The sequence below is a fragment of the Pseudomonas sp. sp1636 genome, assembly GCF_030376615.1.
Classification (GTDB): Bacteria; Pseudomonadota; Gammaproteobacteria; order Pseudomonadales; family Pseudomonadaceae; genus Aquipseudomonas.
The window spans coordinates 36219-51029 of sequence record NZ_JARRAB010000013.1; the positions used below are offsets into that span (position 1 = coordinate 36219).

Genomic DNA, 14811 nt, shown 5'->3' on the forward strand with positions numbered 1-14811 from the left:
GAGGAATGGGCACCCCTGTAGCGCGCACCTAATATGGCGCCACGGAGGTGAACCATGCTGACCGATTTCACGACCCTTGAAACCCTGCGCCAGCACCACCTATTCGACAAATTACCCGAATCGGCGTTTATCGAGGTAGGCAACCTGGCGAACTTCCGGCGCCTGGACAGCAGCGACATCCTCTTTCACCAAGGCGATCTGGCAGAGCGCTTCTACCTGCTGCTGGAGGGGCAGATAATCCTGACCCGCGTGCTACCGGAAGGTAACGAAAAACTGGTCGAGGTTATCCAGCCCGGGCAGGTTTTTGCCGATGCCCTGCTGTTCTGCGACACGCGCCACTATCCGGTGACCGCCAGCGCACTGAAACCCAGTTGTCTGGTAAGCATTGACGGCGCCCACTATCGCCACCTACTCGAAGTGCAACCGAGTATCTGCCTGGAATTGCTGGCCAGTTTCAGCACTCGCCTGCACCAGCGGCTCACTGAAATCGACACCCTGGCCGTGGCCAATGCCAGCCGCCGCGTGGTGCGCTTTCTCTGTCAGGAACAAGCGGCCGGCAATGGGCAGATCAAGCTCAGCGTGCCGAAACGCCTGATCGCCTCGCAACTTGGCATCCAGCCGGAAACCTTCTCGCGCATCCTCCATCGCCTGATCGATGCCGGATTGATCGCCATGGAACGCCGCAATATTCGCATCATCAATACGCTCAGACTGGCCAGCTACCACGAGTGAGGCAAGGGCTGCGGCTCCCCCTTCCAAGCAGGCCAAGCAGGCACACCGCTCGACGGCGCAGCGCTCGATGGATCCCCGCCCCGCCCATTACGCTATTGATCATCTACCGCCGTAAGCGCGGCGTGGCGGGCTGACTGCCCACCACGCCGCCCCGTCAAACCTGCAAACGGAAGCGTCCGGTCAGCGATTGCAGGCCATCCATGCTCAGGGTGATGGCTTGGCTGGTCGACTCGGTATCGCGGGTAGAAACCGCCGCCTGATCGGCGACGCCGGCAATATGGGTCAGCGAACGGTGCATGTCGTCGGCCACCTGGCACTGCTCCTCGGCCGCCGTGGCAATCTGGTTGGTCATGCCGCGAATGGTCTGTACCGCGCCGACGATGTTTTCCAGGGCGCCCTGCGCCGCTTCGATCTGCTGCAAGGTGGCATCGCTGCCACGCCGCGACTCATCCATGGCCCGGCTGGCACGCTCGGTCTGCAGCTGCAGGCGCTCGATCAGGCTGCTGATTTCGCCGGCGGAACTCTGGGTGCGCGCGGCCAGGCTGCGTACTTCGTCGGCGACCACGGCAAAACCCCGCCCCTGCTCACCCGCCCTGGCCGCTTCGATGGCCGCGTTGAGCGCGAGCAGGTTGGTCTGGTCGGCAATGGCACTGATCACCTCGAGCACCCGACCGATTTCCTGGCTGTCTGCAGCCAGTTGCAACATCAACTCGGACAACCCATCGACATGCCCGGACAGCTCGCGAATGGCGGCAACCGAACTGCGCATGACTGTGCGGCCATTGCCGGTTTCGCTGTCGGCGGTATCGGCCGCCGATGCCGCCGCTACTGTGCTGCGCGCCACTTCTTGGGAGGTGGCGAGCATTTCATGCATGGCCGTGGCCACCTGATCGATCTCGGCCTGCTGCCCGACCACGTTGCGCGCACTCTCGCCGGCAACCGCCGCCATGCGACTGCAATGGCCATCGGCCTCATCCGCGGCCTGACGCACCGCACGGATCATGTTGCTGACCTGTTGCAGCAGGCGGTTATAGGCCGTGCCGATCTGACCCAATTCATTGTCGGCGTAATCCACCGCCAACTGCTGGGAAAAGTCGCCCCGACTGACCAGCTCGAGCCTGCCACGCAGTTCATCGATCTGGCGCATCAGCCAACTCATCCCGGCAACCCGCCCGAGCACCACCAACAACAGAATGGCCAAGGTCGAGCCCAGCGCCACCCAACGCTGCACGGTAGCGTTGCGATTGGCCTCGGCCGCCAGCAACAGCACCACGGCGTTGCTTTGCGCGAGCAGGGATTCCGAGTCGACGGCAAGCGCTTGCAGTGCGCCACTGTCGCCCCCGGCAACGGCCAATACCTTTGTGCGGTAATGTCCCCAGGACTGATCGACCTGACGCAGGCGTTCCTGGGCGACCGGCAGCTCTACCGCGGCGATGCCTTGGCCCTGATCACCCTGCACCAGCAGCCGATGGGCATTCTCGAAGCGCTGCAGGGTGGCCTCTAGCTTCGCCAGCGGCAGCGCCCCCTGCGCGACCAGCAGGCCCTCCTTGGCCATTTTCTGGCTGAGCATGCGCTGTGCGCCGGCCACGTCCAGTTGCCTGGCATCCTGGTCGGACGTGAACAGCACCCCGGCAGTCAGTGCCGCACAGAGGAAGATCAGGCTGTAGGAAAAGAAGAATTGAGTGTTGATAGTACGCAGGCCAAAGCCGCGCAGGAGCCGCTGAATTGCGTGCGTCAGCGTGTCAGACATGTCGAGTCCTTTTGCATCATGCAATTGAATTGATCATTATCAGACGCTCGCAACATTACGGCCATCACACTTAAGGCGTACTTACCCTGTTACGAAAAAGCCTCGGCTTTGCCCTTAGGCGCAGGGACGTCAACCGCCTCGCCCAAGGCGCAGATCAGCTGCCACAGTTTCGGCGGCAAGCCTTCCGGGTCGAGGCTGTCCAGCAGGTTCTTGATGCCCAGCCCCAGGTCGGTATCGCCCTCGATCATCAGGCGGCGCCGGAAAAACAGAGTATCCGGATCCTCCTGACGGCTGGCCAGCAGCAGGAATTCGCGCCAGTTGCCGCGAATGCAGACATCCACCGGCGCCTCGGACGCAATGCGCAGGCCGTGCCGGTCGCGGGTCAGGCACCAGGCCAGCTGCAAATCGCTGATTTCCAAACGCAGCCAGCGGCCTTGCAGCAGGTCGAACTCGCCTGCAGCCAAGGGTTCGGCGAACAGCCGCGCAATCACCTTCTCCAGCACCAGGCGCTGCAGCGGGAATGGCACATGGCGCCCCAGCGGCAGCAGTGGCGGGCCGACGCGCATGGCCAGACGGGCGAAGTTCTTCATAGCATCACCTCATCGGCGCGCAACATGCCGGCGCGGCCGTGCCAATAACCGTTGCAGCCTTCCACCGCCAGCGGCGGCAGTGCACCGCTGCGCACCGTATCGAAGGCTGCAATCACCTCGCTCATGCCCTCGGCACGCGGGCTCAGGCGCAGCAGGTCGGCACCAGACGCGGCCAGCTGCGCATAGTCGGCAAGCAGGTTATTGACCTTGGCCGACATGGTCTGGATGCCATTGAGAGTGAACAACGCCTCGCCCTCCTGACTGTGCAGGACGATGCCTTCCGGAAAATGCTCGCAGCAGATCTGGCAGTCGTCCTTCGGCCGGTTTTCCGCGCGAGCGGTGAAGCAGCGCGCCGAATAGGCCAAGGGCAGATGCCCATAGGCGAACAATTCCACCTCGGGCCGTGCGACGCCGAGGCTGTCGAGCTGCTCCAGACTGCCGCGCAGCAAGGCCCCGGAGCATTCGACCGGCGGCACCCAGCGCTGCAGACCACAGTCGATCAACTCGGCCAGGGCGTGGCCGTTGTACAGATTGAGGGCGGGGCCGGCGACGAAAGGCAGCTTGCGCTCGCGCAGGAGCTGCACCGCGCCCATGTCGTTGGCCTCCACCAGCAACTCGCCGTTGTCGCACAAGCGCTTCAGGCTGGACAATTCGGAAGCCGCCTCGACCAGCGCCAGACCCGACAGCACCAATTCGGCACGGGTGCATTCACCCAGCTCGCGGGCCAGGCCGAGCCAGTCATCCAGCCCCAGGGCGCGGCGCTTGGAGCACACCGTCTCGCCGAGGTAGATCACATCGAGTGGCTGCTCGGCCATTGCGGCGTAGAAATCCAGCAGCTTTTCGCGATTCCAGAAGAACAGGACAGGTCCCAGACTGAGTTTCATGATGGTCTCCTCACTGCCATGAACGATGGTAAGCACCCAGAGTGGTCTGGCTGCCTTCGGACAAGCTGTCCAGTGCGCTGCGCCACTGCGGCTGCACGCTGTAGTTCTGCGGCGCAGCGGCATAGGCATCCAGGGCGGCGCGCCAGACCCGGGTGACCTGCTCGACATAGGCGGGGCTGCGCTGGCGCCCCTCGATCTTCACCGCGCTTACGCCGATGGCGGCCAGCTGCGGGATCAGGTCGAGGGTATTGAGGCTGGTCGGCTCTTCCAGGGCATGGAAGCGCTGGCCATCAACCAGGAAGCGGCCCTTGCACAGGGTCGGATAACCGGCCGGCTCATCCTTGGCATAACGGTCGATCAGCACGCCATTGAGACGCGAACTGAGCCCCTCGGCATCTTCCTGCCAGCGCACCGCCTTGGCCGGCGAACAAACGCCACACAGGTTGGGCGACTCACCGGTGAGGTAAGACGACAGATGGCAACGGCCCTCGGCCATGATGCACAGGCTGCCGAAGGCGAACACCTCGATCGGCACCGGACTCTTCTCCGCCACCTGGCGCACTTGCGCCAGCGACAGCACCCGCGGCAGCACCGCGCGGCGGATGCCGTAGCGCTGCTGATAAAGCGCCAGCGCGGCGGCATTGGTCGCCGAGCCCTGCACCGACAAGTGCAGGTTGAGGCCGGGATGGCGGCGGCTGGCATAGGCCAGCACCCCCGGATCGGCGGCGATCAGCGCGTCCACGCCGAGCGCCGCGGCCTGATCCACCGCACGCTGCCAGCGGGCCCAGCCGTCAGGCTGGGCATAGGTATTAACCGCGATATAGAGCTCTCGGCCCTGCGCACGAATCAGCTGCAGGCCGCTTTCCAATTGTTTGTCGTCGAGATTCAAACCAGAAAAATGGCGCGCATTGGTGTCATTGCGAAAGCCGACATAGATGGCGTCGGCGCCCTGCCGAAGCGCGGCCTTGAGGGCAGGCAAGCTGCCTGCGGGACAAACCAGTTGCATGGGAACTCCTTCCGGGCGGAATACTGTGCGGCACTCTAGGGGTTAGCCCCGGGCCGGGCCTTGATCGTGGTCAACAAGCCCGGCTGCTGCCGAACCGAGGCGTGCTAATCCGATGCTCCGCAGGCGGATCCGCCAGCAGATTTTCCGGAGCCAGGCTGCTGGCTCCGCCGAATTGTCGTTAGTTCAGCAATGCACTGAACGGCAGGTAGTCGAGCAGATCGCCCTCCTCCAGGGTTTGCCCTACCTCAACCAGCGCCAGGCCGTCGGCCCAGCAAGCCGAAGTGAGCATGGCCGAGCCCTGTTGCGGGTGCAGACACACGCGCAGCTGTCCATCCCGCGGCTCCAGCCGTGCGCGCAGGTACTGACGGCGGCCATTGGCCTTGCGCCAGGCGAAACCGGCCGGCAGCCGCAGCGGCTGTGGCAATACGTCCTGGCAACCCTGAGCACGCAGCAGGAAGGGCCGCGCCACCACCAGCGAAGTGATCAAGGCGGCTGCCGGATTGCCCGGCAGACCCAGCCAGGGTTTGCCGCCCACTTCGCCGAAGGCCAGCGGCTTGCCCGGCTGGATCGCCAGACGCCACAGGTGCAACTCGCCCAACTCGCGGATCGCTTGCTTGAGGTGATCTTCCTCGCCGACCGACACCCCGCCGGAGGTGATCAGCATGTCCCATTCCGAAGCCGCCAGGCTCAATGCATCGCGGCTGGCCGCCAACTCGTCGGCCATGATCTCGTAATCATGGACTTCCAGGCCGAGGCTAGTCAGCACAGCAGCCAGGCTGTAGCGGTTGGCGTTGTAGATTTGTCCGGGCTGCAGCGCCTCACCCGGTTCACGCAGCTCGTTGCCACTGCTCAGCAGACCGACCCGCAAGCGTCGATAGACCGCCACCCGATCGACGCCGAAACTGGCCAGCAGGCCCAACTCCTGGGGGCGCAGGCGCTGCCCGACGGCCAACACCGGGGTGCCGACAGCCAGCTCTTCGCCGCGCCGGCGCACATGTTCGCCGCCCTGTACCGGCGGCAACCACACCTGTCCCTCCTCGAGCCGGCACTGCTCCTGCATCACCACAGTGTCGGCACCGGACGGCAGTGGCGCACCGGTGAAGATGCGCACGGCATGGCCTGCCGGCAAGGTTTGAAACGCCGCATCGCCAGCCGCGATCCGCCCGGCCAGCGGCAGACAACCACCCGCAGCCGGCAGATCGGCGGCACGCAGGGCGTAGCCGTCCATCGCACTGTTGTCCCAGGCCGGCACCTCGAACGGGGCGCACAGCGGCTCGGCCAACACCCGGCCGAGAGCCTGGCTCAGGCTGACCCGCTCCACCGGTGGCGGTGCCGGTGCCCGCGCCAGCAATTCGGCGATGGCCTGATCAACCGGACGCAGGTTGTTGCCGTCGCAGCCGCAGACACTCATGAGCGGGCTCCGCAGCGCGACGCCGGCGGCTGATCGGCCAGGCGCTTGAGATGAGCGACGAAGTTGCACGGCCCGGTACGGCTGTCCAACTGTTCGCGGAGGATCTTCTGCCAGGCCGTGCGGCAGGCGTTGGGCGAACCAGGCAGGCAGCAGACCAGGGCGCCATTGCTGATTCCGGCCAGTGCACGCGACTGCAGGCTGGAGGTGCCGATCTCTTCCAGCGAAACCTGGCGGAACAGCTCGCCAAAGCCATCGACCAGCTTGTCCAGTAATGGCGCCACGGCTTGCGGCGTGTTGTCCCGTGCGGTAAAGCCAGTGCCGCCGGTGATCAGGATCACTTGCACCAGTGGGTCGGCGATCCAGGCGCATACCCGGGCGCGAATCTGCCAGATATCGTCGATTACCAGAGCCCGCTCGGCCAGGGCGTGACCGGCCGCCTCCAGACTCTCGATCAGGGTCTGCCCCGAGGTGTCGGTGGCCAGACTACGAGTATCGCTGACGGTCAGTACCGCAATGCGTAATGCCTGGAAATCGGCGCTGGACAGATGAGCCATGCTGGAAGTCTCCATAAAATGTCTGGTCGCAGACTGCACCGGTACTTTGGTACAGCCCATTCCTCCTTGGAGGTATACCCCTGGGGGCAGCGCATCCCGCGCAGGCCTGAAGCCCTCAGCGCCAGGGCTTTCAGGCGCCTTACGGCTGCTGCGACCCAACGTCGCAGGCACTCCGCAACGGCGTAGCTGCGGCGCACGCAACGCGACGGCTAGACCGCGCGGGAAACATAATGCGAACCCGAGGCCCCGCCGTACCGATCGAATAGCCGGCACACCGCGTGCACCAGCAAGCGCCCGGCGGGGCGGATAGTGAGGGACGCCTCGTCGAGACTGATCAGCCCGTCGCGCCGCATCTGCTCCAAGGCTGGCCAAGCGTCTGCGAAATAGTCGCGAAACACCAGGCCGAAGTGCTCTTCGATACGCCGAATATCCAAGCCGAAGTCACAGACCAGGCGCTCGATCAGCACACCACGCAAACGGTCATCGGGCCCGCAACGCAAGCCGCGGAAGGTCGCCAACTGGCCCGTGTCGAGGCGGGCCTGATAGTTCTGGGGATCACGACTGTTTTGCACATAAAGGCCGTCGATCTGGCTAATGGCGGCAACCCCCAGGCCGATATGGTCGCAGTCGGCGTAGCGGCTGTAACCCTGGCAATTGCGCTGCAAGCGGCCGTTTTCCTGGGCGATGACCAGAGCGTCATCCGCCAGGGCGAACAAGCCCATGCCGACATAGCGATAGCCGGCAAGGCTGAGCTGCTCGACGCATTGCCGGTGCATGGCCAATTTGTCCTCTTGGCCAGACAGGCCCCTTGCTGCAAATCGCCCCAGCGGCCGATAACGCTGCGGCGGATCGGCATAATCGAAGACGGTCACCCGATTCGGCTCCAACTCGATGATGGCCGCCATTTTGCGTGCGAAGCTGACCTGCGTTTGCCAAGCCCGGCCATAACCGATATCGATATTCACCGAGCGATAGCTGAGCGCACGGGCGGCATCGATCAGCGAGCGAATCTGCCGCGGATCCTGCCAGACCAAGGCGCCTCCGCTGACCGCCGCCACATCAGGAACGCCGATACTGACGTGATTGAAACCCAGCTCACGCAGCCGCCCCATGGTCGCCCAGTCCGAATGAGCGAGCTGGATCTCGATGCTGTGCTCCCCCGAATCGTAATCGAGAAAATTGAAGCGCTTGCGCAGATGACTCAACAGCTGGTGCAGCTGCTCGGCGCTAGGCGTACTGCCGCCGGCCAGATGGAATTGCTTGACCCGCTGCTGCGGCCCCAGGTGGCAGCCGATCACGTCAATCTCCCGCCCCAACCGCTCCAGATAGGCGGCGAAGGCGCTTGACGGGCAATTCTCGTACGGCTGAGCGAAGGCGCGGTTGTTCGGTAACTGCAGCGTCAGCGATAGCGCCCGCTGGGCTTGCCGGCTGCCACGCAAGGCACGCAACAGATCCAGCGAACCAACGCCGCGATGAAAAGCTGTGGTCTCGGGATAACAGCCGAGGCTGGCCTCGCCACGGCTGTAGCGGCTGAGTAGCTTGCTGTCCCAACTGATGGATTCAAACATCCGACCCTCCCCCGTATGACCACGACCAACAGTGTCGGGGCATTACCGACAAATCTCATTGACCTGAGTCAACCTCTGGAAAAGCCCGGACGATCACTTCAAGCGCAGACGCCGCGCCAGCTTATGCAGGTTGCTCGGATCGAGTTCGAGCAGGCGCGCCGCGCTGGCCCAGTTATCGGCGCACAGTTCCAGGGCTTGCAGGATGCTCTGGCGCTGACAGGCTTCGACTGCCTCGCGCATCGAACAGGCGGCAACCGCAGGGAGGTCTCGCGACTCCAGCGATTCGCTGGAACCAGGTCGACGAACCGAGTTGTCGAGGTCGAGCAGGTCCGGCTCCAAGGTCAGAATCTGCGTACGACTGGCGCCGCGACTGAGCAGTTTGAGCGATGCCCGGCTGATCACATGCTCCAGTTCGCGCACATTGCCCGGCCAGGCATAGGCCAGCAGGGCGCGCTCCGCCGCAGGCGACAAACGCATGCTGCGCAAGCCCAGCCGAGCACGATTGAGCTCGAGAAAGTGCCCGGCCAGCATCAACACATCGTTGCCCCGTTCGCGCAACGGCGGAATCGGCACCGGATACACCGAGAACCGGTGATAGAGATCCGCACGGAAATGCCCATCGCGAATGCTGTCCGGCAGATGGCGGTTGGTCGCGGCGATAATGCGCACGTCGACATGCAACGGCTTGTCCGCGCCGAGGCGCTGGATCTCGCCATTCTGCAAGGTACGCAGCAGCTTGGCCTGCACACTGAGGGGCAGCTCGCCCACCTCGTCGAGCAGCAGAGTGCCGCCATTGGCCGCATCGAAGCGCCCGGGGCGGTCGCTGGTGGCCCCGGAAAAGGCGCCTTTGACATGGCCAAACAACTCGCTTTCGGCCAGCGACTCGGGCAAGGCGGCGCAGTTGACCTGAATCAGCGGCTTGTTGCGCCGCCGCGACAGACGATGCAGGTGGCGGGCGAACAGCTCCTTGCCGACCCCGGTTTCGCCCAGCAACAGCACCGGCAACTCGGAGTCGGCCACCACCTCCAGCTCGCTCAACAGCTGCCGGATGACCTGGCTATGGCCGAGGATCTCGCTTTCTTCGGTGACCAGGGCAGCCGTCTGCGCATCGCTACGAGCCAGGCGTAGGCTGCGGTTTTCCTGCTCTAGGCGGGTCACCCGCACTGCCGCTTCGATCATCAGGGCATAGCGCTGCAAATCGCGCCGGGCGTTGCCGTCGAAGGTGCCCGCATGCAGAGCATCGAGGGTCAGGGCACCCCACAGCTGGCCCTCGACATACAGGCTGACGCCCATGCAGTCATGCACCGGCAAAGGCTCGCCGACATGCTCGTCGAGCAGACCGTCATAGGGATCCGGCAAGCGACTGTCCGGCTCGAACCAGGTCGGCTCGCGGGCGGCCATGATCGCCGCCAGGCGCGGGTGCTGGGCGATCAGAAAGCGGCGGCCGAGCGCTTCATGCACCAGCCCCACGGCTGCCAGTGGGCGCAAGCTGTCGCCGTCCAGACGCAACAACCCCACCGCACCGCACTTGAAATGCTCGCGCAGGGTTTGCACCAGACGCTGCAAGCGCACGGCATTGGGCAGCTCGGTGACGAGGTCGGCGAGTAGACTGGCTTCCATCATGGTATTTATCACCCTAATTGGTCGACAGAACCCTAACAGATCAGGGTTCTATCGACCATACAGAATATAAAGCCGTTTATTTTCAGGCACCTGAACCTGGCATGAGTACTGCTATCGACCCATACAGCTTCCTCATCGATCACTGCACAAAAGGAGACCGCCATGAGTCCAACCCTTCTCGACCAACCCCTGGGCAGCCTGGCCTGCGACATTCCCGGAGCCACGCGGGTATTTCATGCCTTCAACCTCGACTTCTGCTGCGGCGGCCACAAGAGCCTGCGCGAGGCGGCCACCCAGCGCGGCATCGAACCCGAGGACGTCGCCGCCGAACTGGACAGCCTGCAAGCCTTGGGCGGTACGCACCTGGATTGGCGCAGCGAACCCAGCGCGCGCCTGATCGAGCACATCCTCAAGCGCTATCACGCCCGCCATCGCGAGCAACTGCCGGAACTGATCCGCCTGGCCTGCCGGGTGGAGCAGGTTCACGGCGGCAACGCCGATTGCCCGAACGGCTTGGCCGACCTGCTGCGCAACATGCAACAGGAGCTGGAGAGCCATATGCTCAAGGAGGAACAGATCCTCTTCCCCATGCTCCTCAGCGGCCACGCCAAACAAGCCAGCGCGCCTATCTCGGTGATGCGTTTCGAGCACGACCACCACGGCCTGGCATTGGAGCAAATGACAACCCTGACCCACGGCATCACCCCCCCGGACGGAGCCTGCAATACCTGGCGCGCGCTATACCGTGGCCTGAACGAACTGCACGACGACCTGATGCAGCACATCCATCTGGAGAACAACGTGCTGTTCGTCATCGACCAGGCTTAACATCAGGTACTCAATCGCCGGCATGCCGGCGATACCCGGCATACGCGCCAGGCAGTGCGAGGGTCACCAGGTCAGATAGAACATACCCTTGGCCAGCAACACGATGCCGACCATATGGCAGAACAGGCTGACATGGATGATGCGCAAATAGCGCGCATTCATGCGCTTGCTCCGGAACAGCCACATGGCGCTGAAGAAATGCCCGAGCACACTACCAGCAAGCATGACCTTCAGCGTCAACAGGGTGTTGAAGGACGACGCCAGCGGCGTGGCCAACGCAGGCAGATAACGCAGCCAGAGCATGCCCAGGCCGGCGCCAAACAACACCAGCAACACCCAGGGCATCAACTGCCGGGCACGTCGCCCGATGCCCTGCTCGATCAGACGCATGGCCTCGAACGGCACCCGCTTGCGCACACTTTCCAGGATCAGAACTTCGAAGAACACGGTGCCGATAAACATCAGCGCGGCGAACAGGTGGAGAATCAGCAGGATCGGATAACTCATGGGCTACTCGGCTGGCAGGACAGTTGGCAAGACATGACACACATACGCATTCATCCCGGATGCCCATCGACGCGCGCCCGGCACAGCATTGGCCCGTAGCGCCAGGCGAACAGGGCAAAGGCCAGGCTCCAACACGCGACGGCCAGCCACAGCCCCCCAAACGGCCAGACCTCGATCAAGCCGACGCGAAACAGGCCGGCCAGCTGCAGCAGGATAAACGCCAGGGTCATCCCGGCCGGCGGCGTCAGTGAGCGGCCGGTATGGCCCAGGCTGACGCGCGCGATCATGGCCAGAATCAAGCCACCCATGGAGCCGACCGTCAAGGCATGCAGCGGCTGACTGAGATTGCTCAGCAGGCCGAGATGCCAGAGCGCCATGCCCAGGCAAGCCAGACCCAACCAGGCATAGGCCAGGTGCAGCGACCAGAGCAAGGGCACCCGCCACATAGCCGCGTCATACCAGCGCGCCAGGCGCAGCAGATGCCCTGCCGCGAGCAGCGCGAACAACAAGGCGACCCAGGCGTTGGCCTGCAGGGCGATGCCGGCGGCATAGAGAATGGCGACCAACGCCGAACCCAGCAGCAACAGCAGGTCGAGCCAGGGCCAAGGCTTAACGCCCACCACCCGCCCCAGGCCGCGCTGGGTGAAGAACGGAATCACCCGCCCGCCGATCAATCCCATCATCGCCGCAACCAGCCAAACCCCGGCCAGCACGCCCTGGCGCTGCAGCACGTCGTTGGCACTGGCCAAGCCAGCCACGGCGACGGCGTCCACTGCCGTCAACAGCAGCAAGACCGCCACAATCGGATAATTGCGTTTCTGCCTGGCCTGCCACAGCGAACGCGCCATTACCGCCGCCACCGCCAGCGGAAAAGCCAACTCCAGCACGGCCAGCAACGGCAACGGCAGGTCGCCCAACCAGGCCAGCCGTGCCGCCAGCCAGAGCAGCGCCAGCGCAGTCAGCGGCCGCCCCTGCAGCCCTGGCTGGCCGGTCCAGGTCTGCACCGCAGACAAGAGAAAACCGGCAATGATCGCCAGGGCGAAACCGAACAGCAACTCATGCCGGTGCCAGGCCAGCCAGCCGCCGGCCGGCTGCCACTCGCCCATCCAGCCACTATAGGCCGCCAGCCACAGCGGTATGGCCAACAGCGCGAACAGGCAGCCACCCAGAAAGAAAGGCCGAAAGCCCAAACGCCACAGCGGGCTGATCGCCAACGCCTTGCGGCGGTCAAGTACTTGCATGTTGCATCTCCTTAGATTGCCGAACAAATCCGGCCTTACTCACTTAACCAGCGCGCAGGCAAGCAGACCCAACAACAGCAGACCAAGCACAGGCCAGCGGCTGCTCAATCGCGAGCATGCACCAGCAGCGGCAGCCTGTCGCCCACGACGGGCAAGGTGTGCCGCAAAGCACTCGGCACCCTGCTCGAGATTGCCGCCCATGACCTCAAACATACGAATCGCCCCCTTGCGGCGACAGGCCATTGTCCAGCGCCAAGACGACAACCGGATTGGCCATATCGAATCGACAAGTGATTCCGGCGGGCGCTCTGAGCAACTGGCCGGCCGGTACGGCGGCGGCGCCGAACAACGCCGCAGCAGGGAAATGCATATTGAACAATTGCATGACTCGCTCCATTGAGTGATTCGCTCAATCATTATCAATACAAGAACCGCGCCAAGATTTAAATCCATATACATCAGGCTCTTAGTATTAAGAAGGTACATAGAACCCCGAATTTAATGGTACTTATGACCCCGCCAAGTCCGAATAACCAGATTGCCGCACGCAATGTCGGCAGCACACTCAGAGGGGGCAACCGGCACCAGCGCAAGATCAGTTGCCCGGCCCGCTCGAAAGAGTTCGCCCGCCGCCTTCGACGAAGCGCCGCCACGCCGTAAACCGAGGCACTGCGGAATCAACAGCGGCTGGGGCGGACACACAGGTGACAACGCGCCAATTGTTGCGGAGTCTGCCGTGCTGAAACGCGGAACGTGGGGACGCTCAGGCGCAATGCCTACTGCTGTTGCAGGGCAACAGGCACGGCACCCGGCAGGCGCTTACGGGGAGAACGGCAGGAAGCCCGCCATGCCAACGCGGCAGGGCGGGCACAATCAGGGCAGTAACAACGCCACTCGCCCGCGATTCGGACAAGTTTCCATATAGCGATGGGCGGCGATGAAATCGTCGAAGGCGAACACCTTGTCGATGACCGGCGTGAGCAAGTGATCGGCGGTCAACTGGTTGATGTGGCGCAAGGCGCGCTGCACCGCCTCCTGATTGGGCTCGATGCCCAGCTCCGGGTGCCCGGTGAAGTCGAGCACGCAGTGACGGAAAAACTGCAGGTGCTTTTTGAACGCGGCGCAGGCGGGAAAGGCGGTGTCGTTGCCACCGTTGACGCCGCACATGATCAGCTTGCCGCGTGCAGCGGCAACATCGCCGAGCAGCTTCATCTGCTGCCCGGCGCACTGGTCGAGAATCACCTCGACTCCCTTACCCTCGGTACAGCGTTCGATTTCCAGTACCAGATCCTGCTCTTCGGTGACCACCACCTTGTCGGCCCCCAACTCGCGCAGGAAGTCGCGGTTGCTCGCCTGACTGGTCGAGGCGATGACCGTCGCCCCCAGCGCCTTGGCCAACTGCACCGTCTGCGGGGCCAGGCAATGGCTGGCCTCGGTGATCAACACATGCTGGCCGGGTTGCAACCTGGACAGGTCGATCAGGGCGAAATAGGCGAACAGCAAAGCGGTGTAATGCACGCTGGCTTGCAGCGGCGACAACACCTCCGGGTAGCGGGTCAGGGCGTAACGCGGCATCACGACCAGATCGCCCCAGGTCGGATAGCGATTGGCAGTGCTGGCCGGGAAACTGGCGACCGCCGTGCCGATTTCCAGGTCATCGACGCCCGCTCCCAAGGCTTCGACGGTACCGGCCAGCTCGCTACCCATGCCGGCAGGCAGGCGGGCCTGTTCTGCGGCCAGATTCTGCCGCCACAGGACATCGCTCCAGCTCAATCCTACGGCCTGGACGCGCACCAGCACCTCGCCCGGGCCGGGTGTCGGGGCTGGCAACTCTTCGCAGCGAAGAACATCAGCGTCGCCGAATTTATGGAAACGGATCATGCGGGACATCGTTACCTCAAACTCTGATCACGGATTACTACTTCAATGATTGTGGACTCTATCCCTTGAGCCCAGTCAACACCACCCGCCACCGTCAATAGTCGTCATGCCTGGCAATGATTGCCGCAAGCCGGCTTTCCTTATCGGCATGACAGCTCGTACTATTGCCTGATGCAGGCTCTCACCGGCAGCCCCGTGCCGACAAGCGCAACATGCCGAGCCCGCTCGCATCAAGG

The 14811-nt window shown here is 63.8% G+C and carries 14 protein-coding genes and 1 pseudogene; 2 read left to right on the forward strand and 13 right to left on the reverse strand.

Going from position 1 to position 14811, the window contains the following annotated elements; genetic code table 11:
* Positions 1-54: 54 nt before the first annotated feature.
* The gene (locus P8H27_RS13940) at positions 55-732 is read left to right on the forward strand and encodes a Crp/Fnr family transcriptional regulator (RefSeq protein ID WP_289638172.1); all 678 of its coding nucleotides are present in this window, start codon (positions 55-57) and stop codon (positions 730-732) included.
* 154 nt (positions 733-886) lie between these two features.
* Here P8H27_RS13940 and P8H27_RS20725 read toward each other — a convergent pair whose 3' ends face one another.
* The 9 genes and pseudogenes from P8H27_RS20725 to norR form a co-directional block, all read right to left on the reverse strand.
* Complete coding sequence (locus P8H27_RS20725) at positions 887-1735, reverse strand: methyl-accepting chemotaxis protein (RefSeq protein ID WP_374761356.1); 849 nt, start codon at positions 1733-1735, stop codon at positions 887-889.
* 18 nt (positions 1736-1753) lie between these two features.
* Positions 1754-2482: pseudogene (locus P8H27_RS20730) on the reverse strand (type IV pili methyl-accepting chemotaxis transducer N-terminal domain-containing protein); the annotation flags it as partial.
* A gap of 89 nt (positions 2483-2571) precedes the next feature.
* A complete protein-coding gene (locus tag P8H27_RS13950) occupies positions 2572-3072 on the reverse strand; it encodes an SCP2 domain-containing protein (RefSeq protein WP_289638174.1) in 501 nt (166 codons plus the stop codon).
* The gene (locus tag P8H27_RS13955) at positions 3069-3956 is read right to left on the reverse strand and encodes a U32 family peptidase (RefSeq protein ID WP_289638175.1); all 888 of its coding nucleotides are present in this window, start codon (positions 3954-3956) and stop codon (positions 3069-3071) included. Before P8H27_RS13955 ends, P8H27_RS13950 begins: the two co-directional genes overlap by 4 nt.
* Before the next feature lie 10 nt (positions 3957-3966).
* Complete coding sequence (locus tag P8H27_RS13960; protein WP_289638176.1) at positions 3967-4962, reverse strand: peptidase U32 family protein; 996 nt, start codon at positions 4960-4962, stop codon at positions 3967-3969.
* 178 nt (positions 4963-5140) lie between these two features.
* A complete protein-coding gene (gene glp / locus P8H27_RS13965) occupies positions 5141-6373 on the reverse strand; it encodes a gephyrin-like molybdotransferase Glp (RefSeq protein ID WP_289638177.1) in 1233 nt (410 codons plus the stop codon).
* Entirely contained in the window at positions 6370-6927 is a 558-nt protein-coding gene (gene moaB / locus P8H27_RS13970) for a molybdenum cofactor biosynthesis protein B (protein ID WP_289638178.1), read from the reverse strand. The genes glp and moaB overlap by 4 nt, the downstream gene beginning before the upstream one ends.
* Before the next feature lie 209 nt (positions 6928-7136).
* Positions 7137-8495: a coproporphyrinogen III oxidase gene (locus P8H27_RS13975; protein ID WP_289638179.1), complete on the reverse strand. Its 1359-nt coding sequence runs from the start codon at positions 8493-8495 to the stop codon at positions 7137-7139.
* Between the two features lie 93 nt (positions 8496-8588).
* On the reverse strand, positions 8589-10118 hold the full coding sequence (gene norR / locus P8H27_RS13980; RefSeq protein ID WP_289638180.1) for a nitric oxide reductase transcriptional regulator NorR: 1530 nt from the start codon (positions 10116-10118) through the stop codon (positions 8589-8591).
* A gap of 162 nt (positions 10119-10280) precedes the next feature.
* On the opposite strand from norR, the gene ytfE reads away from it, so the two are divergent.
* Positions 10281-10946, forward strand: a complete 666-nt coding sequence (gene ytfE / locus P8H27_RS13985) for an iron-sulfur cluster repair protein YtfE (RefSeq protein ID WP_289638181.1) — start codon at positions 10281-10283, stop codon at positions 10944-10946.
* 63 nt (positions 10947-11009) lie between these two features.
* Here the strand turns inward: ytfE and P8H27_RS13990 are convergent, their stop codons facing one another.
* The 4 genes from P8H27_RS13990 to P8H27_RS14005 form a co-directional block, all read right to left on the reverse strand.
* A complete protein-coding gene (locus tag P8H27_RS13990) occupies positions 11010-11453 on the reverse strand; it encodes a CopD family copper resistance protein (protein ID WP_289638182.1) in 444 nt (147 codons plus the stop codon).
* Positions 11454-11503: 50 nt separating this feature from the next.
* On the reverse strand, positions 11504-12694 hold the full coding sequence (locus P8H27_RS13995) for an NnrS family protein (protein ID WP_289638183.1): 1191 nt from the start codon (positions 12692-12694) through the stop codon (positions 11504-11506).
* A gap of 205 nt (positions 12695-12899) precedes the next feature.
* The gene (locus P8H27_RS14000) at positions 12900-13079 is read right to left on the reverse strand and encodes a hypothetical protein (RefSeq protein ID WP_289638184.1); all 180 of its coding nucleotides are present in this window, start codon (positions 13077-13079) and stop codon (positions 12900-12902) included.
* A 488-nt stretch (positions 13080-13567) separates the two neighbouring features.
* The gene (locus P8H27_RS14005) at positions 13568-14584 is read right to left on the reverse strand and encodes a zinc-dependent alcohol dehydrogenase family protein (RefSeq protein WP_289638185.1); all 1017 of its coding nucleotides are present in this window, start codon (positions 14582-14584) and stop codon (positions 13568-13570) included.
* Between the last annotated feature and the right edge of the window lie 227 nt (positions 14585-14811).

Coding starts and splice junctions, on each gene's coding strand:
- P8H27_RS13975 (WP_289638179.1), bottom strand. CDS start 8,495: ATGTTTGAATCCATCAGTTGGGACAGCAAGCTACTCAGCCGCTACAGC.
- P8H27_RS13940 (WP_289638172.1), top strand. CDS start 55: ATGCTGACCGATTTCACGACCCTTGAAACCCTGCGCCAGCACCACCTA.
- P8H27_RS13950 (WP_289638174.1), bottom strand. CDS start 3,072: ATGAAGAACTTCGCCCGTCTGGCCATGCGCGTCGGCCCGCCACTGCTG.
- P8H27_RS13955 (WP_289638175.1), bottom strand. CDS start 3,956: ATGAAACTCAGTCTGGGACCTGTCCTGTTCTTCTGGAATCGCGAAAAG.
- P8H27_RS13990 (WP_289638182.1), bottom strand. CDS start 11,453: ATGAGTTATCCGATCCTGCTGATTCTCCACCTGTTCGCCGCGCTGATG.
- norR (WP_289638180.1), bottom strand. CDS start 10,118: ATGATGGAAGCCAGTCTACTCGCCGACCTCGTCACCGAGCTGCCCAAT.
- P8H27_RS13995 (WP_289638183.1), bottom strand. CDS start 12,694: ATGCAAGTACTTGACCGCCGCAAGGCGTTGGCGATCAGCCCGCTGTGG.
- P8H27_RS14005 (WP_289638185.1), bottom strand. CDS start 14,584: ATGTCCCGCATGATCCGTTTCCATAAATTCGGCGACGCTGATGTTCTT.
- P8H27_RS14000 (WP_289638184.1), bottom strand. CDS start 13,079: ATGCAATTGTTCAATATGCATTTCCCTGCTGCGGCGTTGTTCGGCGCC.
- glp (WP_289638177.1), bottom strand. CDS start 6,373: ATGAGTGTCTGCGGCTGCGACGGCAACAACCTGCGTCCGGTTGATCAG.
- P8H27_RS13960 (WP_289638176.1), bottom strand. CDS start 4,962: ATGCAACTGGTTTGTCCCGCAGGCAGCTTGCCTGCCCTCAAGGCCGCG.
- ytfE (WP_289638181.1), top strand. CDS start 10,281: ATGAGTCCAACCCTTCTCGACCAACCCCTGGGCAGCCTGGCCTGCGAC.
- P8H27_RS20725 (WP_374761356.1), bottom strand. CDS start 1,735: ATGATCCGTGCGGTGCGTCAGGCCGCGGATGAGGCCGATGGCCATTGC.
- moaB (WP_289638178.1), bottom strand. CDS start 6,927: ATGGCTCATCTGTCCAGCGCCGATTTCCAGGCATTACGCATTGCGGTA.